Source organism: Candidatus Gracilibacteria bacterium (assembly GCA_041658685.1).
In the GTDB taxonomy this organism is placed as follows: Bacteria; Patescibacteriota; Gracilibacteria; order UBA1369; family UBA12473; genus JBAZZS01.
Map to the genome: position 1 here is coordinate 31375 of JBAZZS010000003.1, position 18068 is coordinate 49442.

General features: G+C 45.4%; 21 protein-coding genes. 3 read left to right on the forward strand and 18 right to left on the reverse strand.

Annotated elements, in window-relative coordinates; genetic code table 25:
• Positions 1-69 precede the first annotated feature (69 nt).
• Together WC882_04575 and WC882_04580 are read left to right on the forward strand one after the other, a co-directional pair.
• Positions 70-435, forward strand: coding sequence for a hypothetical protein (locus WC882_04575; protein ID MFA5842908.1), 366 nt, complete (start codon positions 70-72; stop codon positions 433-435).
• Between the two features lies 1 nt (position 436).
• The gene (locus tag WC882_04580) at positions 437-904 is read left to right on the forward strand and encodes a hypothetical protein (GenBank protein ID MFA5842909.1); all 468 of its coding nucleotides are present in this window, start codon (positions 437-439) and stop codon (positions 902-904) included.
• Here WC882_04580 and trmD read toward each other — a convergent pair.
• Positions 896-1567, reverse strand: a complete 672-nt coding sequence (gene trmD, locus WC882_04585; protein ID MFA5842910.1) for a tRNA (guanosine(37)-N1)-methyltransferase TrmD — start codon at positions 1565-1567, stop codon at positions 896-898. The two genes, WC882_04580 and trmD, sit on opposite strands and share 9 nt — an antisense overlap.
• 120 nt (positions 1568-1687) lie before the next feature.
• Between trmD and WC882_04590 the strand changes: the two genes are divergently transcribed.
• Positions 1688-2209, forward strand: coding sequence for a hypothetical protein (locus WC882_04590; protein MFA5842911.1), 522 nt, complete (start codon positions 1688-1690; stop codon positions 2207-2209).
• Between the two features lie 337 nt (positions 2210-2546).
• Here WC882_04590 and rpsI read toward each other — a convergent pair whose 3' ends face one another.
• From rpsI to secY, 17 genes are all read right to left on the reverse strand, one after another.
• Positions 2547-2948, reverse strand: coding sequence for a 30S ribosomal protein S9 (gene rpsI, locus WC882_04595; GenBank protein ID MFA5842912.1), 402 nt, complete (start codon positions 2946-2948; stop codon positions 2547-2549).
• An 89-nt stretch (positions 2949-3037) separates the two neighbouring features.
• Positions 3038-3475 (reverse strand): 50S ribosomal protein L13, encoded by a 438-nt coding sequence (gene rplM / locus WC882_04600; protein ID MFA5842913.1) that lies wholly within the window; start codon positions 3473-3475, stop codon positions 3038-3040.
• An 11-nt stretch (positions 3476-3486) separates the two neighbouring features.
• Positions 3487-3858 carry a 50S ribosomal protein L17 gene (gene rplQ, locus WC882_04605; GenBank protein ID MFA5842914.1) on the reverse strand — a complete coding sequence of 124 codons (372 nt, stop codon included), beginning with the start codon at positions 3856-3858 and terminating at the stop codon, positions 3487-3489.
• Between the two features lie 37 nt (positions 3859-3895).
• Positions 3896-4894 (reverse strand): DNA-directed RNA polymerase subunit alpha, encoded by a 999-nt coding sequence (locus tag WC882_04610; protein MFA5842915.1) that lies wholly within the window; start codon positions 4892-4894, stop codon positions 3896-3898.
• Positions 4895-4987: 93 nt separating this feature from the next.
• Positions 4988-5608, reverse strand: coding sequence for a 30S ribosomal protein S4 (gene rpsD / locus WC882_04615; GenBank protein ID MFA5842916.1), 621 nt, complete (start codon positions 5606-5608; stop codon positions 4988-4990).
• Between the two features lie 27 nt (positions 5609-5635).
• On the reverse strand, positions 5636-6124 hold the full coding sequence (rpsK, locus tag WC882_04620; protein MFA5842917.1) for a 30S ribosomal protein S11: 489 nt from the start codon (positions 6122-6124) through the stop codon (positions 5636-5638).
• Between the two features lie 99 nt (positions 6125-6223).
• Positions 6224-6607 carry a 30S ribosomal protein S13 gene (gene rpsM / locus WC882_04625; GenBank protein MFA5842918.1) on the reverse strand — a complete coding sequence of 128 codons (384 nt, stop codon included), beginning with the start codon at positions 6605-6607 and terminating at the stop codon, positions 6224-6226.
• A 95-nt stretch (positions 6608-6702) separates the two neighbouring features.
• Positions 6703-6819 (reverse strand): 50S ribosomal protein L36, encoded by a 117-nt coding sequence (gene rpmJ / locus WC882_04630; GenBank protein ID MFA5842919.1) that lies wholly within the window; start codon positions 6817-6819, stop codon positions 6703-6705.
• Positions 6820-6839: 20 nt separating this feature from the next.
• The gene (gene infA / locus WC882_04635) at positions 6840-7142 is read right to left on the reverse strand and encodes a translation initiation factor IF-1 (GenBank protein ID MFA5842920.1); all 303 of its coding nucleotides are present in this window, start codon (positions 7140-7142) and stop codon (positions 6840-6842) included.
• 449 nt (positions 7143-7591) lie between these two features.
• A complete protein-coding gene (locus WC882_04640) occupies positions 7592-8650 on the reverse strand; it encodes a prepilin-type N-terminal cleavage/methylation domain-containing protein (protein MFA5842921.1) in 1059 nt (352 codons plus the stop codon).
• Positions 8651-8712: 62 nt separating this feature from the next.
• The gene (locus tag WC882_04645) at positions 8713-10806 is read right to left on the reverse strand and encodes an adenylate/guanylate cyclase domain-containing protein (protein MFA5842922.1); all 2094 of its coding nucleotides are present in this window, start codon (positions 10804-10806) and stop codon (positions 8713-8715) included.
• Positions 10807-10860: 54 nt separating this feature from the next.
• Positions 10861-13305: a putative metal-binding motif-containing protein gene (locus tag WC882_04650; GenBank protein ID MFA5842923.1), complete on the reverse strand. Its 2445-nt coding sequence runs from the start codon at positions 13303-13305 to the stop codon at positions 10861-10863.
• A 68-nt stretch (positions 13306-13373) separates the two neighbouring features.
• Positions 13374-14495, reverse strand: coding sequence for a hypothetical protein (locus tag WC882_04655; GenBank protein MFA5842924.1), 1122 nt, complete (start codon positions 14493-14495; stop codon positions 13374-13376).
• Position 14496: 1 nt separating this feature from the next.
• Complete coding sequence (locus tag WC882_04660) at positions 14497-15147, reverse strand: hypothetical protein (GenBank protein ID MFA5842925.1); 651 nt, start codon at positions 15145-15147, stop codon at positions 14497-14499.
• Positions 15148-15214: 67 nt separating this feature from the next.
• The gene (gene map, locus WC882_04665) at positions 15215-15973 is read right to left on the reverse strand and encodes a type I methionyl aminopeptidase (protein MFA5842926.1); all 759 of its coding nucleotides are present in this window, start codon (positions 15971-15973) and stop codon (positions 15215-15217) included.
• 12 nt (positions 15974-15985) lie between these two features.
• Positions 15986-16651, reverse strand: coding sequence for a nucleoside monophosphate kinase (locus WC882_04670; GenBank protein ID MFA5842927.1), 666 nt, complete (start codon positions 16649-16651; stop codon positions 15986-15988).
• Between the two features lie 110 nt (positions 16652-16761).
• Positions 16762-18063 (reverse strand): preprotein translocase subunit SecY, encoded by a 1302-nt coding sequence (gene secY / locus WC882_04675; GenBank protein MFA5842928.1) that lies wholly within the window; start codon positions 18061-18063, stop codon positions 16762-16764.
• Positions 18064-18068: the final 5 nt, after the last annotated feature.

Consider the following 18068-nt stretch of genomic DNA (forward strand, 5'->3'; position numbering starts at 1 on the left):
GGTTGACATTTTCCGATAAAGTGTTAGGATTTTATCCTTTTTTAGTGAAATTTTTTAATAAAAATAATTATGGGATTAGGTCATGGATTGAGATCATTGGTTTTGCCTCTCTTGTTGGCGTCAACAGGTTGCGTTGCCCCTTCTGTGGCTTTTGAAGTTGTGGAAAAGCACTGTGAAGTAGTGAGTAGTCAAGGTCCCCTTATCGTAATGGATCAGGCTTTTGCTATTAAGGAGGAAATAGCTCGTGAAGGGTTAGCGCGATGCCAGAAGGATGGGGGTGATTGTGTGGTAGCTCAAGTAGCGTTAAGTTCTGCTCAAGCATCAAGGCAAGCGAATGAATTGGAAATTCGACGGGCTTTTAATGGGAGATGTTTGTCTAGTATCAATTCTATTTATCCCGAATGATTTTTTAAAGGATCAGTTATCAATATTTAAGATGTCGCTTCATATTAAAGATAATTTTGATGCCGTGTCGGATCCTGTGCCTTTTCGACGCAATTGTGATTTGTCTTTTTCTTTCGAAGAAATGCAGGCAATATTAGGGGATCGTATGAGAGAAGTGAATAGTCCTGATGGAGGAAAGTTTTGGATTGTTGATTACGAGGAAAATTTTCCTGTGGTGATTTTACAAGATTTTAAAACCGGGATTCTTTATGTGACTCATAAATCTTCTCGGGGTTTAATTGAAGAATTGATGGCAGAGTTTGCCCCGAGGCGTGAGTTAATGGAAGAGGGAAGGCAAAGAAGGGAAGAACTTTTTTTATTTAAAAAAGGATTAGAAAAAGAAGAGAGAGAAATTTTAAGGCAACAAAGAATAGAAAGAGAAATTTTAGAGCGACAAAAGGCAACAATAGAAATCGCTCGAGAAGAGGCTTATCGCGCGGAATGGAATTCTTTACTTTAATTTTCCCCTTCTCCACTTTTCAATCTCAGCATGATTGCCGGAGCGAAGCACGTCCGGGACTGCGAGGCCTTTGTAGTCTGCGGGTTTTGTGTAGTGCGGGTATTCTTTTTTGCGATCCAGGCGTTTGCTGAACGATTCTTCTTCCGGAGAATCGGAATTGCCTAGGATGCCGGGCAAAAGGCGGACCATGGAATCGATCATCATCATGGCTGGGAGTTCGCCGCCGGTGACGACATAAGGGCCGATGCAGATTTCTTCGTCCACGAGCGTGTCGCGCACGCGTTGGTCAATGCCTTCGTAGCGACCGGAGAGCAAGATGAGGCCGTCGTATTTTTTAACGTATTGTTCCGCGCGGATTTGGGTCCATGGTTTGCCGTGCGGGGTGAGAAAAATGACGGGCCCGGATTTTTTTAATGCTTTTTTTTGAAGTTTTTTGACCGCGTTGATGGAATCGAACAGCGGTTGGCAGGTCATGACCATGCCTGCGCCTCCGCCATAGGGCGTGTCGTCGACTTTTTTGTGCTTTTCCTTGGAGTACGCGCGAATGTCGTGTGCGTTCAGCTCAAAGGCTCCTTTTTTGAGGGCTTCGCCCAAGACCCCAAATTCAAAATAGGGATTTTGGGTGAAAAAGGATGGAAAAAGGGTGAGAATGTCGAAGCGCATAGGGTTATTGTATAGGAAAATGCTTTGTGGCGCAGGAGGGAAAATGATAAGGATGGGCTTGACTAAACTGCTTTTATTGTGTTTAATTTTTTCGTAATTTTAAATTTAAATCCATTTTTTATGGCTGTAGAAGAGCAATCATCCAAAGATCTAATCTTGGTTACACAACATTGCGCAGAACCGAGACCCACCATGACTTTTTTACTCGATGAGTCTGTGCGATTGGTTCCTTTGGCTGATCATACAAATGTAGCGGATTGTGTCGGAACAGGAGGGAGTGGATGTCCTGAATTTGAAGAGCTTTATTTGGATCCGCGCACAAATGTAGTAGGAGTTTGTTGCAAATTAAGAGAAGCTCTCGAAAAAGGCAAGGTTATAAGCCAAGCTCGAAAAGATAAATTTTTTATGATGGCTCGATGGCGAAGGAATAGGGGCTTTCAATCAGGGGAAAAAGGGCCTAGGGCTGCCAGGACGGCTTACGCTCAATGCCCTGGTTGTTTGGCTGGGACGCAGCTTTGGAATCTTTTTAAAAAGGAGGGAGAACCTGATGCCGTTTTTGATCGTGATCGTGCGTTAGAGGCATTTTTAGCAGATCAACGAGCGTTAGAGGAAAGACAAAAGGCAGAAGATAAAGCTGAATAAAAGATTTTTTGGGGAGGGGAGGATCTGGTGAGCCTATTTGTTGGTCTGAAGCCTCTCTTCAAAGACGTTTGGCTTCTAGGGCTAGAGCGGAGGGCAAGCATGTTTCTGAACAACCCCTTTTTGATAAAGCCGCTGCTTTAGAGGCTTGGATTGCACACCAAGTTCCTGCATAAAATTTAACAGATAAAGAATCCTTCCTGGGGAGGATTTTGCAGAGTAGAATTTATCATGTGGCTAAAAATTGAAAAGCCGTTTTCAACGTTTACGTGAAAATTTAGCGGTAAGCCAAATTCAATCGCTACTCAAGGCGCTCTGTCCCGCGTTGCGGGACTTCGCGTTAGCGTTTGCTGAATTGCGGAGCTCGGCGAGCACGTTTGAGACCGTATTTCTTGCGTTCTTTGATACGAGAGTCGCGCGTGAGGAGTCCGGCTTTTTTCAATGTGGGGCGAAGCAACATGTCGAGAGAAATCAAAGCACGAGAAATGCCATGACGAATGGCTTCAGCTTGGGCATGAGAGCCTCCGCCTTCCACCAAGGCCGAAACATCGACATCTTTTAAATGGTCGGTGAGTTTGAGTGGAAATTGTACGATTTCGTACGTTTCTTTGATGGTGAGGTATTTTTTATAGGGTTCTCCGTTGATCACAATTCGTCCTTGCCCTTTTTCATAAAGATTCACGCGGGCCACGGCACATTTTCGTTTGCCGAGCGCGGAATAATAATGACCGGAAAAAGTCATGCCTTTTTCGCTTTTTTCGGCACGAGCTTCGGCTTTTGTTTCAGAAGATTCTTTTTTGGTGGGCATAGGAAGAAGTTAGTATGAAGTATTTAAGAAATTTTAATAGGTTTTGGATTTTGTCCGGTGTGTTTGTGTTCCGGACCGGCATAAATAAAGAGTTTTTTCATGAAATGATCGCGCAGTTTGTTCTTGGGCAACATGCCGTAGATTGAATCGCGTACAAGGCGGGTGGGCTGGCGTTCCACCACGGTTTTGGCTTGGACTTCTTGAAGATGTCCCCACCATCCGGTGTGTTTTCGATAAATTTTGGTTTCCATTTTGTTGCGAGTGAGTGCGACTTTTTCCGCATTGATCACCACCACATAATCCCCGCAGTCCACATGAGGACTGAAGGTGGTTTTTTCTTTTCCGCGGAGAATTTTGGCCACTTGAGTCGCTAGTTTTCCAACCACGACGTTTTCCGCATCCACGAGAAACCATTCTCGTTTGAAATCAGTGATTTTGGCCGCATGGGTTAATTTTTTCATCGTTTTTTAGGTTAAACAAGTTCAATATAAACAACCGGGGCCGCGTCACCGGGACGATTTTTAAAGTGGGTGATGCGGGTGAAACCGGAAGTGCGATCGGAATAACGTTTTGTCAATTCTTCGAGAAGTTTGCGAGAAGCATTCTCGTCAAAGAGTGAGGCCTTGAATTCGCGAATGATTTCGCGTTCGAGTTTGGCGCCCGAAGCCACGGATTTGGCTTTGGTGATTAGGCGTTCCACTCGAGGGGCAATGGCTTTGGCCTTGGCTTCGGTGGTTTTTATTTTTTCGTGCAAAATCAGAGAAGTGATCAGGTTTTTTACCAGCGCGTTGCGATGATCCGGTTCACGTCCGCCGATTTTTAATTTTTTGGTTCGATGCCGCATAAAGAGAAGTTAGAAATTTTGAATTTTAAATTTTAGGTTAATTTTCCACCGATTCTTCAGGATTGTTGTCGTCGGTCAAAGCGAGGTTGCGTCCTTTTAACGCATCGCTCACTTCGGTCAACGCTTTTTTACCGAACCCTCTCAGGTTGGACAATTTGCCTTCGGAGCATTTGACGAGTTGTTCAATGGATCCGATGCCACCGTTGATGAGAGAGTTTAACGTGCGAGGAGACAAACCCAGAATTTCAATCGGAGTGTAGGTCTCTTGAGCCGGTGTCTTTTGTTCTTCTTTGGACGCTTTTTCCATGATTTTCTTGTAGTCGCTGACGAATTCGGGTTCCACATCTTTGTCTGTAATATCGAAGAGATTGTAGTAGGATTTGAGGATGTTGGCGGCGAATTTGAGGGCTTCTTCCGGAGTGAGAGCGCCGTTGGTTTGCACTTCCATCATCAATTTATCGAGGTTGGTCATTTGGCCGACACGAGTGTATTCCACATCGTAACGGATGTGTTTGAGCGGAGAGAAGTTGGCATCCACTTGCATCAAGCCCGGGACGTCGCTCTTTTCGAGTTGAACCGGTCGGTAACCTACGCCTTTTTCCACTGTGATTTCCATTTCCAATGTTGTGGTTTTGGAATCGAGGCTGGTGATGTATTGATCGGGATTTAAAACTTCAATGTCACTCGGGAATTCAAAATGTTTGGCCAAAATATCGCCGGGCCCGGTTTTTTTAAGTTTGACCGTGGTGGCTCCTCGGGATTCTTTTCTAAGTTGCACATTTTTAAGATTGAGAATGATATCAAGAATACTGTCTTTTACCCCTTTAAGAGTGCTGTATTCATGCGAAATTCCTTTGATTCTAACCGCGGTGATGGCGGCGCCGGGCAATGAAGAGATCAAAACACGTCGAAGTGCGTTTCCCAAAGTCATTCCATAACCTGGAGGGAGTGGGGCAAAAGTGAAAAGAACATGGTTGTCTCCAAGGCGTTTGAAATCGAATTTGGGGAGACCGATTTCTTCCTGAATGATATGCATGGGGTGAGGATTAAAAGGGTGAAGGGAAGTTAGTACTTTATGGAGGGTGAAGAGGGGAGAGAAAAAGAGGGACAAGTCACTGCGCTACACTTTTTAAGACTTGGAGTAGAACTCTACGATCAAACTGCTTTGGATGAGTTGTTCGAGATCGTCTTTTTCCGGAAGGGCCACCACTTCCAAGGTCAATTTTGCGGCTTCGGCTTTGAGCCAAGAGGGTGGTTTAATTTTTTCTTTGCCCGCTTTTACGCTTTCAAAAATGGGACTGTTTGCGTTTTTGGTGCGAATTTCAACTTTGTCACCGATTTTAACTTGAATGGAAGGGATCGTGATTCGTCGTCCGTTCATTTTAAATAAACCGTGGCCCACCATTTGGCGTGCTTGGGCGCGAGTTTTTGCGAATCCCGTGCGGTAAATCACATTGTCGAGGCGGCGTTCCAAAAGACGAAGTAATTCTTCTCCGGTAACTCCGTTTCCGCTTTCCGCTTTTTTGTAATAGTTATGGAATTGTTTTTCCGTGAGTCCGAACATGAGACGCGCCTTTTGTTTTTCCAATAATTGTTTGGCGTATTCCGTTTTTTTGGAAAAATGACTTTGGCCGTGCATTCCGGGTGGGAAATTGCGTTTTGCCAAAATTTTATCGAATTTTTCCGAGCCGTAAATGTTGACTCCGAGTCTTCGGCAGTGCCTCGCTCTGGGACCTCTGTATCGGGACATAAGAAAGAAGAATTAGTATATAGAAGATTAAACCTTGCGTTCACGGCGTTTGCGGCATCCGTTGTGTGGGACCGGTGTAACGTCGGTGATGGATAGAATTTCAATGCCTCCGGCGATCAATCCACGAATGGATTGTTCTCGGCCGTTGCCAATCCCTTTTACAAACACGTGTGCTTTCATCAAGCCGTAGGCTTTTGCTTTTTCGATCGCGTTTTCAGCGGCGACTTGCGCGGCATAAGGAGTGGATTTTTTGCTTCCGCGGAATCCGCTGGCTCCGGATGAAGCCCAAGCCAAAACGTTTCCGGACGGTTCGGCCACGGTCACGATGGTGTTGTTGAATCCTGCGTGAATGTTGACGCGACCTTCGGGCACATTGCGGCGTTTGCGACTCACTTTTTTGGGAGCCACCGCCGGTTCGGCACCGGATTTTCCGGCTCCGGCTTTTTCAGCATTTTTTGCAGCTCCTTTTTCAGGGGCTTTTTCCGACTTTTTTTCAGGGGGTGGGGTATTGGCCATAAAAGTTAGTATGAAGTATTTAGTATATAGAAGTTAGGATGGATGCAGAAGGGAAAGCTCATTTCGCTTCGCTCTGTGAATATGTTTCGTGAGCGGGGTTTAGGTCTTAGATTCTTTACTGCGACCGCTTCCGACTCCCACGGATTTTTTCCCTCGGAGAGTGCGAGCGTTGGATTTGGTTTTTTGTCCGCGGCACGGGAGGCGTTTGCGATGGCGAAAACCACGATAAGAACCAATGTCTTGAAGGCGCTTAATATCCATGGCGCGTTTACGACGAAGATCTCCTTCGGTGGTGATTTTTGTGATGGCTTCACGTAGTTTTTTTTCATCCGCCTCACTTAAATCTTTGGCATGAATATTTTTGTCGATATTGAGTTCGTCGAGAAGCTTTGTGCTGGCACTGCGACCCATTCCATAAATATAGGTAAGGGCAATTTCCATGCGTTTGTTTGGAGGAAGATTGACGCCGGCGATACGGACCATAAGTTAGGGGTTAGTTGGAAAGTATTTAGTATTGAGAAGTTAGTATGAAGAGAAGAAAATGCGAAATGCGGACCCTTCGTTTCGCTGCGGGTCTGTTATCCTTGACGTTGATTGTGGCGTCGTTTGGATTTGCACGTGACTCGAATAATACCTTTTCGTTTGATGACTTGGCATTTTTCGCAGATGGGTTTGACAGAGCTTCGGACTTTCATGAGATGAGGGATTTAAATTATTATTGAATTTCTTCATGAGGGACGTTTTCCGCGGAAGAATTTTCTTCGGCAATCGGTTTGGGGGGGCGTTTCCCTTTATGGCGGTAAACGATGCGGCCTTTGGAAAGATCGTAAGGAGTCAATTCAACAGTGACGTTGTCTCCGGGGATGATGCGAATGTAATTGACGCGCATCTTTCCGGACAAATGGCACAAAATAGGGTGATCACTCGGGTAATTGGCATCTTCAATCTTGACCTTGAAAGTTGCATTAGGCAGACATTCGAGTACCATTCCGTCAACCTGAATTACCTGTTTGACCATAAAGATTGAAAAGTGCTTACGTTAAGCGAAAGCTTAGGTTAAAGCGCTAGGATTCTACATGATGTGTTGAGGGCGTGCAAGATTTTATTTGATGATTTTTAAAGTGGGTGTTTTTCGAAATATCTATATTTTAACGGATTGGGTTGTTGGTTTTTGTCAAAATTGTTTGAAACTATTTAAAAAGAGGGACGGATATTCCCTCTATCGCATGGGGAGAACCTGCTCGGATCATGATCCTCGCAGAACCTCCCTTGAAAAAATGCGATCTCGGGAACATCCACCCCTCTTTTTTGGGTGGAAGGGGGGGGCATTCGGTCGCATGGGAGCAAAACGCCTCAGATCATGATCTTCGGCGTTTTTTCCTTGAAAATGCGACTCAGGAAACACACCGCCTCTCTTTTTTGGGTGGAGGGGGGGGGCAAGCGGTCGCATGGGAGCGAAATGCCTTTTTACGGAGAAGTGTAGGCCGGGATCACGTTCGTCACCCCTGTTCCCACCGTGGTTTGCAAAGTGAGGGTTGGGGCTTGGCCCAAGAGATGGCCGGCCTCGGAAAAATCGATGGGCGTAATCCCGTCTGCGCTGAACGTTTGATAGTGTGCTTTTAATACAATTGTGACGCGAGGTTGAAGTTGAACACTTTCAAAAGTGCCCCCGCTTGTTGTGCTACTTTCGGCATATCCTTTAAACGGATCTTCGAGCGGGGTGATGTAAAAAGTGAGTTCGTCGATGTAGAGGGTTTGAGGGGAGATGGATTTGAAGTCTTCGTTGTCGTCATTTCCCTTGGTTAGATCTGCCGGGTCGGGGAGTTGGTTTCCGTAAGAGTCGAAAGTGCACATGTATTCGTCGGAACAATGCCAGGCATCCACAAGTCCGTTTCCGTCGGTATCGGTTCCGGTGAGTTTAACGGTATTGATGCTTGGGACCGTCCCGTTGTGAAGGATAAAATACGTGCGTTCGGTTCCGGATTTATTGATGAGAAAAAGTTCGTTGGTTTTGTAATAGGAGTTTTCACTCGAACAATCCGAACTCCCTTCGCAAAAAGCATTGGCTGTGTCCGGATTGGACAACGATCCATTGTAAGGATTCATTCCGGTGTCGTAGTCAAATGTGCTTGTGTTCGGAGAGCATCCGGATCCCAAGGGGTCAGGATAGGAAATGGATCCTCCCACACAAAGGGCTCCATAATCGTCATCGGATCCGGGATTGAAAAATTGTTTATGATATTCTCCGTAGTTTTCCCCAAATGTTTTTGCGGTGATGGGGTCTACGCTGACTTGGATTACATTGCGGCTGTAGTACTCCTCGTAGTCGATGCCTGAGGCTTGAATTTCTCGCGCTATTTTTTCGAGGAGGTTTTGCGCCTCGGTGTACAGGTATTCTTCCATCTCCACTTTGCGTGCGGCATTGGAAACATTGCTCACCATGACCACGCCTGCGGTTGCCAAAATCGCGAACAAAGTGATTGCGACCGTGATTTCGATGAGGGTAAAGGAGGGGCGGAAGGACATGGCCCCATTTTATAGGAAAAAATTAAATTCGGGTATTGAAAATAAATGGAAAATGGATTTTTTTATTTCGTCTCCAGCGTCCACGTTCCATCCCAGTTTGCGGGTGGGTTTTGCTTGAGCGTCGCGAGGCGGGTGAGATAGATGTCCGTGGTTTTGTCGAGGGGAGCGAGTTTTTTCACCTCTTGGAATTTTTGTTCGGCTTCTGTGAATTTCCCATCATGATACAACGTCATTGCGGCATGGAAGGTGTCGATGATTTGGCGATGGCGATCCTCGAGTTTTCCTTTGAATGTGAGCAATTCGTACACGTCGACCGGGTGTTCTTTGCCTTTGACGCGGAGGTGGTCGAGGTGGCGGGTTTCAAATTCGTCCTTAATTGCGGCAAAAGTGAGGTCTGAAATCATGATGCGTGTGCCGTATTCTTTATTCGCGCCTTCGAGGCGGGAGCCGAGGTTGACGATGTCGCCCATGACTGTGTAGTCGAAGCGGTCTTGAGATCCGATGTTTCCGGCAATGACTTCCCCTGACGCAAGGCCGATGCGGAATTCGATGAGAGGTTTGTTGCCTTCTTTGAGCCATTTTTCGTGAAGGGTTTTGATGGCCACGCGGCATTCGATCGCGCTTTGGGCTGCGAGCATGGCGTGTTGCGGTTCCGGAATTGGCGCGCCCCAGAATGCCATGATGGCGTCACCTTCGAATTTATTCACCGTGCCTTTATTTTTGAGAATGATGTCGGTCATGGCCGTGAAATATTCGTTGAGAAGGGAGACGAGGGCTTCAGGATCCATTTTTTCGGAGAGAGAGGTCGAGTTTTCGATGTCGGAAAAGAAGACGGTGACCGTGCGTTTTTCTCCGCCAAGCTTGAGTACGTCCGGGTTGTTGGCGATTTGGGCCACGAGGTCTTTGTTCACGTATTTGGAGAACGCGGAAGTGAGTTGTTTTTTCTCCTGAGTTTCGGCGAGGGATTTGTACAGCGTGATGGTGAGATAGGCCGCGAATAAGGCGAGAATCGGATACACAAAGTTGATGATGAGTCCGTGATTGAAAAAGAATTGGCCGGAAAGGTAGTAGCTGGCGATGGTGAGAATGGTGATCACGAGGCCGGGGATTACGCCGAGAATGAGGAGGGTGGTGACGAGCAGGGCGGTGAGGATTGAGATAGTTATTGTTTGGGACGCGACCGATTGCTCATGCAGGAATTTTTCTTCGAGGATGGTTTGAATGGCATTGGCATGGACCTCGACTCCGGGCATGGGGGTGTCGTAGGAGGTGGGGGTCATGGTGTGATCTTGGATCGATTTAGAAATAACCCCAATAAGAACGATTTTGTCTTTAATTTCGGATCCGTCAAAGGCCCCATTGTAGGCATCAATGAAAGAAATTATATTGTAAGAATAAGGTTTCCCGTTGTAATTGATTAAAAAGTTTTTGTTTTTATCTAAATTTTCATTTAAAGAAGTGATAAGTTCCTTGTTGTAAATTTCAATGATTTTTACAGCAAGGGTTTTTTGTGCTGTTTGCATTTGTTCATTCCAAACACTGAAGGGGATTCGTCTTATAATCTCGTCGGGATCCTTTTTCATATAAACATTTCCGATTTCAGTGTTTTCTTTGAATAGCTCTAAAGGGGGGTATGCTTGTTGGATTATGTTTGTTCCTGGTGCTGAAATAAAACTTTCTCCAAGGATAATATTATTAAATTGCTGGAGTGTTGTTGAGAAAATTTCATCTTCAGGATGGATGGCGTCAAGATAACTGATCGTTTCTTTTATGTATTCTTTGGCGGTTAGATTTTTTGCTAAAATTTCATTGAGTGCTTGTTCTGAGATGCCCCTGGATTTTTGAGAAAAAAGAATATCAAAAGTTACGGTTTTTGGATTGGCGGCTTCGATGTTTTTTAAAACCTGATCATAATAAAGGATGCTCCACCCATTGAATCTTCCAAGTCCTTTTTCATCGTCAATACTGTTTTCATCAATCCCGATAATGACAATGTCATCACTGGGGGCTTGGCGGTTATATAAATGGCTTGTCAGTTTGAGTTGCCATTTTCCGAGAGGATTTAAAAAGGCAAATAAACTCATTAAAAAAGTGATTCCAACCATGGTTAGAATCCCTGTAATGAGACGTTTTTTTGTTTTTGATTTTTGGATCATCCGAAATAAGGATAGAGTTTATCCTTATATTATACCTGAATTTAAGATGAAAAACTAGCTTTTATCAGCAGAATCTGGGCTTGATGGATATGGATTTTCTCCAAGTTCAATTATTTTTTTGCGGCGGCGCATTGTTGCAAGACCTAACGTCAATCCCAATCCTCCTAATCCCCATAAATCATTTGGTGATTCTTTTGGGGTTGAAGAACAGCCGCATACTTTAGGTTCTTCTGTGGGTTTGGTTAATTCTTCCGCACAAGCGTTTGGATTTTCTTGGCAGACATTTAAAATTTCTTTAGCCGTTGTTCCTTCTTGAGGTCTTCCATCTTCTGTAATTATCGTTGCACCTTTTTCTACTTTAAAGAAATCTCCAAAATTATTGGAATTAATTGGAGTGTCCGGGCTTCCTAAAGATATATTTTTATAAATCCCAAATTTTGATGTATCTACCATCTCGAGCGTAAAAATGCCTTTTTCGATAGAAGTCTTTGCATCAGAAAAGAAAATTGCGGCTGCTTCTGCCCCTCCAAGATCAAAAATTTCTCCTATTGGTTTGGCGGTTTCTAAATTGTCAGCGTCTAGTTGGTCTGATAATCCCATACCTAAACTTCCATCTCCTGTTGGTATTAATGTTACACTCCCATCATCGAGGGTATATGTATAGGGTCCTTCTTTAACTCCGTAGATGAATACATCACACTCCGGTTCATCGAAACAAATGATGTCACAATTTAGTGGGGCTGTTTCTCCGTCTAATACTTCCGGGGTGCAGCTTTCTCCCCCAGTATCTGTATCCGCATCAGAATCTGAGTCGGTGTCGGCATCAGAGTCGGCGTCCGTATCTGTATCCGAATCAGCATCTGTGTCAGTATCCGTGTCTGCGTCTGCATCCGTGTCGGCATCCGAGTCGCCAGTGTCACCGGTATCATCTCCTGTGTCTGTCGGGCAAGCCCCTATATCTTCTGAATCTGTTAGAGTATCGCAGTTGTTATCGATTCCATCTGTACAGATTTCTTCTGCATCTGGATTAACTCCTGCATTTAAATCGTTGCAATCGTAAGTATCACTTTCAACAGTGCCTCCCGCTTTAACTGTTGATATTAAATACATTGCTTCACCTCTATAGATTGCTGAATCATAGCCATCTCCATCCGCGTCCCAATCCGATGTGCCACTACAATCTTGATCTATGCCATCGTACCAAGTTTCTGTGGCGCCGGGGTGGATGGAGGCATTGGCGTCATCGCAATCGCTTCCGCCATAAGTAGTTGAGTCGTAAGTATCGCCGTCCTGGTCGTAATCGGATCCGCTACTGCAATCTTGATCTACGCCGTCATAATAAGTTTCTGTGGCGCCGGGATTGATCGAGGCGTTGGTGTCGTCGCAATCTGTGCCGCCATCGGCAAGGGAGTCGTAGCCGTCGCTGTCTGCGTCAGTGAGTGGAGGCGGGATAACAAATAAACTTTGAGGATTAATAGAAAGGCTATTTCTGGCAGTAGTTTCCATCGCTCCAGTTTCTAAATTTATTACTCCTAAGTTTCTATTGGTTTCTAAAGTTGTATAAATAGTGGTGGCTGCCGATTCAGAATCTACAGCTATTGAGCTGTAGCTCCCGAGATCATCTCCTAATGAGATTGTTCTTTCAAGAGTTAATGTCCCTCCGTCGGTAACATTAAATATTAATAAACTGTCATCCCAAGCGCCCGTCACATTAAGCCCCCCTGTTATAAGTTTTATTTCCCCGGTGCTCAAAGAAGTGACGCATTTAAGAACGTCTGGAACTATTGATAATGTTTCTGCCCCAATCTCAGCCGCAACAGTCGGATCCATGTCAATAATTCTCAGTTGCCCATTTCCTCCATCTGCTATGAAGGCATACCCCCCGCTAGGGCAAATAGTTAAATCTGTAGCATAATCAATTTCTCCGGCATCTCCGATAGGAGAATCATCAGTATCGAATATTTGCCATTCATGATCGGAAACGGCAATTTTTGTTCCATGTGTTTCTTCATCTATGGCATAAGCTAAGGAATCGGAAAGATCTGTTGGGTTCGTGGTACAAGAGGAAGGATCTGAACCTAAACATGTATAAGCTTCGCCGCTTGGTTCATCCATGAAATAAAGATGCCCAGTGGTTGTGCCGACGTTGAGTTTATAGACATCACTTCCAACTGGATAAAAGGTTCCATTTATGGTTAATGGATCCCCCGGATTTCTAATAACAAAAGGGCCTGCCGTTACATCCTCGGGATTATTTTTAATTGTTATGAGTTCTTCTGTTTCAGGATTATATTGACCATCCATTAAATATTCTTTGGTTGAGTCCATTAGTGTCGCTGCACGGGTGCTTGTTAAATCTGTAACAGATCTGAGCTCGACAATTTCTTGGTGATCGGAAGTGTCTACTAACAATGTTTCTGCTGCCGCTGGTGAGATCTCCGCCCCAAATGTGGCGGCTGCCAACGATGTGAGAATGAAATTTTTGGGTGAATTGTTCATATTTTATGGGTTAAATTGTTAACCCTTTATGGGAGTTGATAATAACACTCTACCTTAATTTTTGTCAACTAGTTCTGGATCACGAAATTAATGATGGAATTATTTTCTATTGATTGCGTGGCTTGCATGTGTCTTACATAAGTTTCAAGCTTTCCCATGGCTTTCCCATCAGAAATATAGACAATTTTGTTGTCTGCAATCGGGGTGTTGGTTATGAGTTGATATTCGAGGTAGGGGATGGATGTGATTCCATCTTCTGCGATGAGGGATTGAGGGAGGGTTATTTTGAAATAGGGTTGTTGGATAGTGCGTGTGGTTAAAAATTGGATAATCAAAACATTTTTGGTCCCTTGATCGTCTTCCCCTGCTTTGATTGTTTCTCCGAATCGATCTTGTATATCCATTACAATAAAATCGGTAGCATGGTTGATGGTTTCATCATAAATAAAAGTTTCCTCTTCTTTTCTTGTTCTTGGCGTTAAGTAACACGAATAATCATCTCCCCCATCATTGCACGTGCCATTGAATTCCCAATACATGATGACTTTATCTTCACCCTCATCAAGTTGGTAGCGAATTCCCGTATCCGGATCCATTGGTGTCCTCACCCTCAACTTGAATGTTTCACTCCCGGTAATGTACGAATTGACGAGATCTCCATCCGGAGAATCCGGGTCTGTATAAAATAATGGAATCGTCACCGTTTCCCCATACCCAATCCTATTCCAGTTGCAGTCATCGTCGGCCGCGTCGGCGCCAATAGCCCAGCTTGCCGAGCTGTCTTCAAAGTCGCAACTCGTGCCCACGTCGCCGGTGCCCGGGATTGGGATGTAGCAATCTTGAGTCCCGTCACAGGTGCTCCCGGCGCTTTGCCAATCCAATGGTTTGGCTTGGCTGAAAATTTCATACGTTCCGGTCACGTCCTCCGTGCCGTCTCGGTTGGTGTCCCATGAGATTGCTGTGTTTGAGAAATTTTCATAGCCGATGCCGTGATCCGCCACGTCGGCAATAGCTTTTTCCATGCTGGCACGGCTCGCGTAATACGCTTGAATCGAGCGAAAGAGATCCATATTGCGAGTGTTGGCGCGTAAAAATGAAGCACTCATGGTTCCTGCCACTACCATAATGATCGTCATCGTGATGATGGCGAAAATGAGAGAGAGGCCGGAGGGGTTTTTAAAATTTTTCATCTTAATAATTAGTTAATTCATCCATAAACGTGACGGTTTTCATGCGGTTTTTGAATTGCCATGAAACCGTTGAAGTAACGATCATGGTGTTGTCGATTTTTTCAATCCTTATAATTCTTTCATAAGGAGTTTCCGTGAGTGTTTCGCCCAAGGTATGCCACGGGTCATTTACATACAAAATATCGTCACCAAAAGGGTATTCGTAGATCATTGCATCCGTTCCGTCCGGGATTAGAATTTCCAATTTCCACGAAAAAAGATCCGTGGCCGGGTTTCCTCCTTCATCGGTTTCATTGAGTTGCGGGTAAATCACGTAATTTATTCCGGCTGCACTTCCTATTTTTACAGCTCCATCGGCTTCCTTGCATTTAGTGGGATCCGTGGTTTCAAGTGTCACATCCCAACAATCGGTTCGATTCCCCGGGAAGCGCAGCCAATTGGTGTCGCGAATATTTCGCACCGCTTCCACTCCTTCTCGCGCAAGGTTGTAGGCTTCAATGCGTTGCTCCCCTTCGGCATTGGCGGAAATGGAGACGTAGATCAAGGTCGAGGCTCCGGTTGCGCCAACGGCTAAAACAACCAAAGCAATAATGACTTCGGCCAGGGTTTCTGCGGTTTGAGAACGAAGAAGGGAAAGGAGGGAGCGTTTCATGATTTTATTATAGACGAAAAATGAATGAAAAACAGAGAAATGAGGGTTCACTCGCTCTTCGAGCTCGTTACGTGTCTGGTGTCAAAATTTCGTGGCCATTGGCGGTGACCAAAACCGTGTGCTCCCATTGGCAGCTTAAAGATCCGTCTCGCGTTACAATGGTCCAGTGGTCGTTGAGGGTTTTGATAAAGCGTTCGCCGGTGCAGGTGATGGGTTCGATGGCAATCGTCATGCCGGGTTTAAGAGCCGGCCCGTTGCCGCGTTTTCCATAATTGTAAATCGTGGGTTCTTCGTGAAGAGTTCGGCCCACGCCGTGTCCGGTGAGTTCGCGAATGATGGAAAATCCGGCTTGCTCGACGGTGCGTTGGATCATGAATGAAAGATCGCCGGTGCGTACTCCGGGTTTGATGAGTTTGATGGCGGAGTAGAGCGCTTTTCGTGTGATTGTGCTGAGTTTTTCCGCAAGAGGGTTTGCGGTTTTCCCTCCGATGACCACACTGATGGCGGCATCGGTGTTGAGGCCGTCCAGGATCAATCCGCAGTCGATTGTTACCAAATCTCCTTGCTTGAACGGAATTTCATCGGGGATGGAGTGGACCACGCGATCGTTTACGGAAATGCAACAAATCGCAGGATATCCGTTGTAGCCTTTGAATCCCGGGGTTACGTTTTCTTTTTCAAAGAGTTGTTTTGCGAAATGTTCAATGTCCACGGGGGTGATTCCGACGGTGACTTTTTCTCCCAGTTTTTTTAAAAATTCTCCTAAAAGATGTCCTCCTTTACGCATGGATTCGATTTCGGCCGGAGTTTTGATGGGAATGGACACGGAGAAAGGGGGTTATTTTTTTAACAGCGGATCCAGTTTTTCACATGTGTCTTCGTTCACTTGATCAATGGTTTGTTCTCCATTGATGCGAATGATTTTGCTCTCGGCTTCGTAGGCTTGAATCACGGGAAGGGTTTCGTCGTTGTAGGCGTTCAATCTGTTTTTAATACTGTCCATGTTGGCGTCATCGGTGCGAATCACGAGTTCACCTTCGCAAATTGTTCCATCGGCGAGAGTGGCTGAGCACATGGGCTTGTCGTAGGCCGCGGGGTACACGGTTTTGCATTGTTTACATAAACGGCGAGTGGAAAGGCGGTTCAATGCCGTGTCTTCGGAAATTTCAATCAAGACTCCGAGAAAATGACGGTTGAGGCGTTTCATCAAGTCGTTGAAGGATTTGGCTTGAGCTTCGTTCCGAGGGATGCCGTCGAAAAGAACGCTTTTTCCGGCCGGTAGATTTTTCATGAAATTTTCAATGATTTCCATAACCACTTCGTTGGACACCAGATGTCCGGCTTCGATGATGCTTTTTATTTTTTGGCCAAGAGGGGATGGCTCTTGCGCGAGACGACGGAGTTCATCGCCGGTGACGAAATTGACGAGCTCATAACGTTCCACAAGAAATTTACCTTGCGTGCCTTTGCCCGAGCCTTGCATACCAAAAAGAAGCAAATCCATAAAATAAAGAATGATAAATTTTAAATTGCCTCTACCTTAGCAAAAGAGCCGAGCGAAGGGAAGTGCGGCTTGAACGGTGAAAGAAAAATGCGGGGGAAAGCTCACTTCTGCTAATAAAATCTCTCGTAATGGTGCGAGACCATTTGTGCGTTGGTTTGGCGAATGATGTCGAGGACCACGCCGGTGACGATGATAAGGCTGGCTCCACCAATGATGGTGGGGATGCCTCCTGCGCTCGTTTGTTTAAATAAGAGTTGAATTAAGATGGGGGAAACCGCGATGCCGGCGATGAAGAGTCCGCCCCAGAGATTCAAGTGATTGGAAACTTTTCGGAGATAATCCGCGGTTTGTTTTCCCGGACGAAGCCCGGGGATAAAGCCTCCGCGTTTTTGAATATTTTCCGCCACATTATCGGGGTTGAAAGTCACACTCACGTAGAAATAGGTGAAGGCGATGATCAAAAGGAAATACAAGGTGAGATAAAGAGGGCTGCTGGATTGGAAATGATCTATAAAAAATTGCCCCATGACTTGAACCCATGTGGACTTAGCATTCACGAAGAATTGTCCCACCATGGAAGGGAAGGTCACAATGGAAACCGCAAAGATGATCGGGATCATACCGGCTTGGTTGACTCGGATGGGGAGATTGGCCTGTTCTCCTTTGGTGTTGCCGCGATTGTGTCCCGCATACGTGATGGGGATGCGACGATGGCCTTCGGTGACCAGAATGACGATCACGGTGAAAAGCAGAGTGATTAAAATAGTGGCCACTAAGGGGATTAAGCGTTGCGCATCTTGCTGAGCCAGTGCCAAAGAGGAAGCAATAACAGAAGGAATTCCGGCAATGATTCCGACAAAAATGATGATGGATGTTCCATTTCCGATGCCGTGTTCACTGATGAGTTCTCCGAGCCACATAAGAACCAAGGTTCCCGCAGAGATGGTAATCATGATGGGGATAATAACCGAGGGATCGTTTAAATTATCGATGATTGGAACTTGTGACGTGGCGTTTAAAATTCGAATCATTCCGTAGGATTGCAAAAAAGCGAGAGGAAAGGTGAGCCAGCGGGTGTATTTGTTGATGATGCGGCGACCTTCTTCTCCTTCTTTTGAAATCGCTTCCAGTTTGGGGGAAATGACGGTGAGCAATTGTAAAATAACCGAGGCGTTGATGTAGGGAGAAAGCCCCATGAGTACAATGGAGAAATTTTCAGAACTACCTCCTGTGAGCATACTGAATGCGCCCAACAGTTTATTTCGGTCAAAGACCATTTTTAAGGCTTCGATGTTGACGTCCGGAATTGAAATATGAGTCAAAAGGCGGACCACGATCACAATAAAAAGAGTGAAAAGAATTTTATTGCGTAAATCCTTCGACTGCCAGATTTGGGAGAGATATTTGAACATAAGGA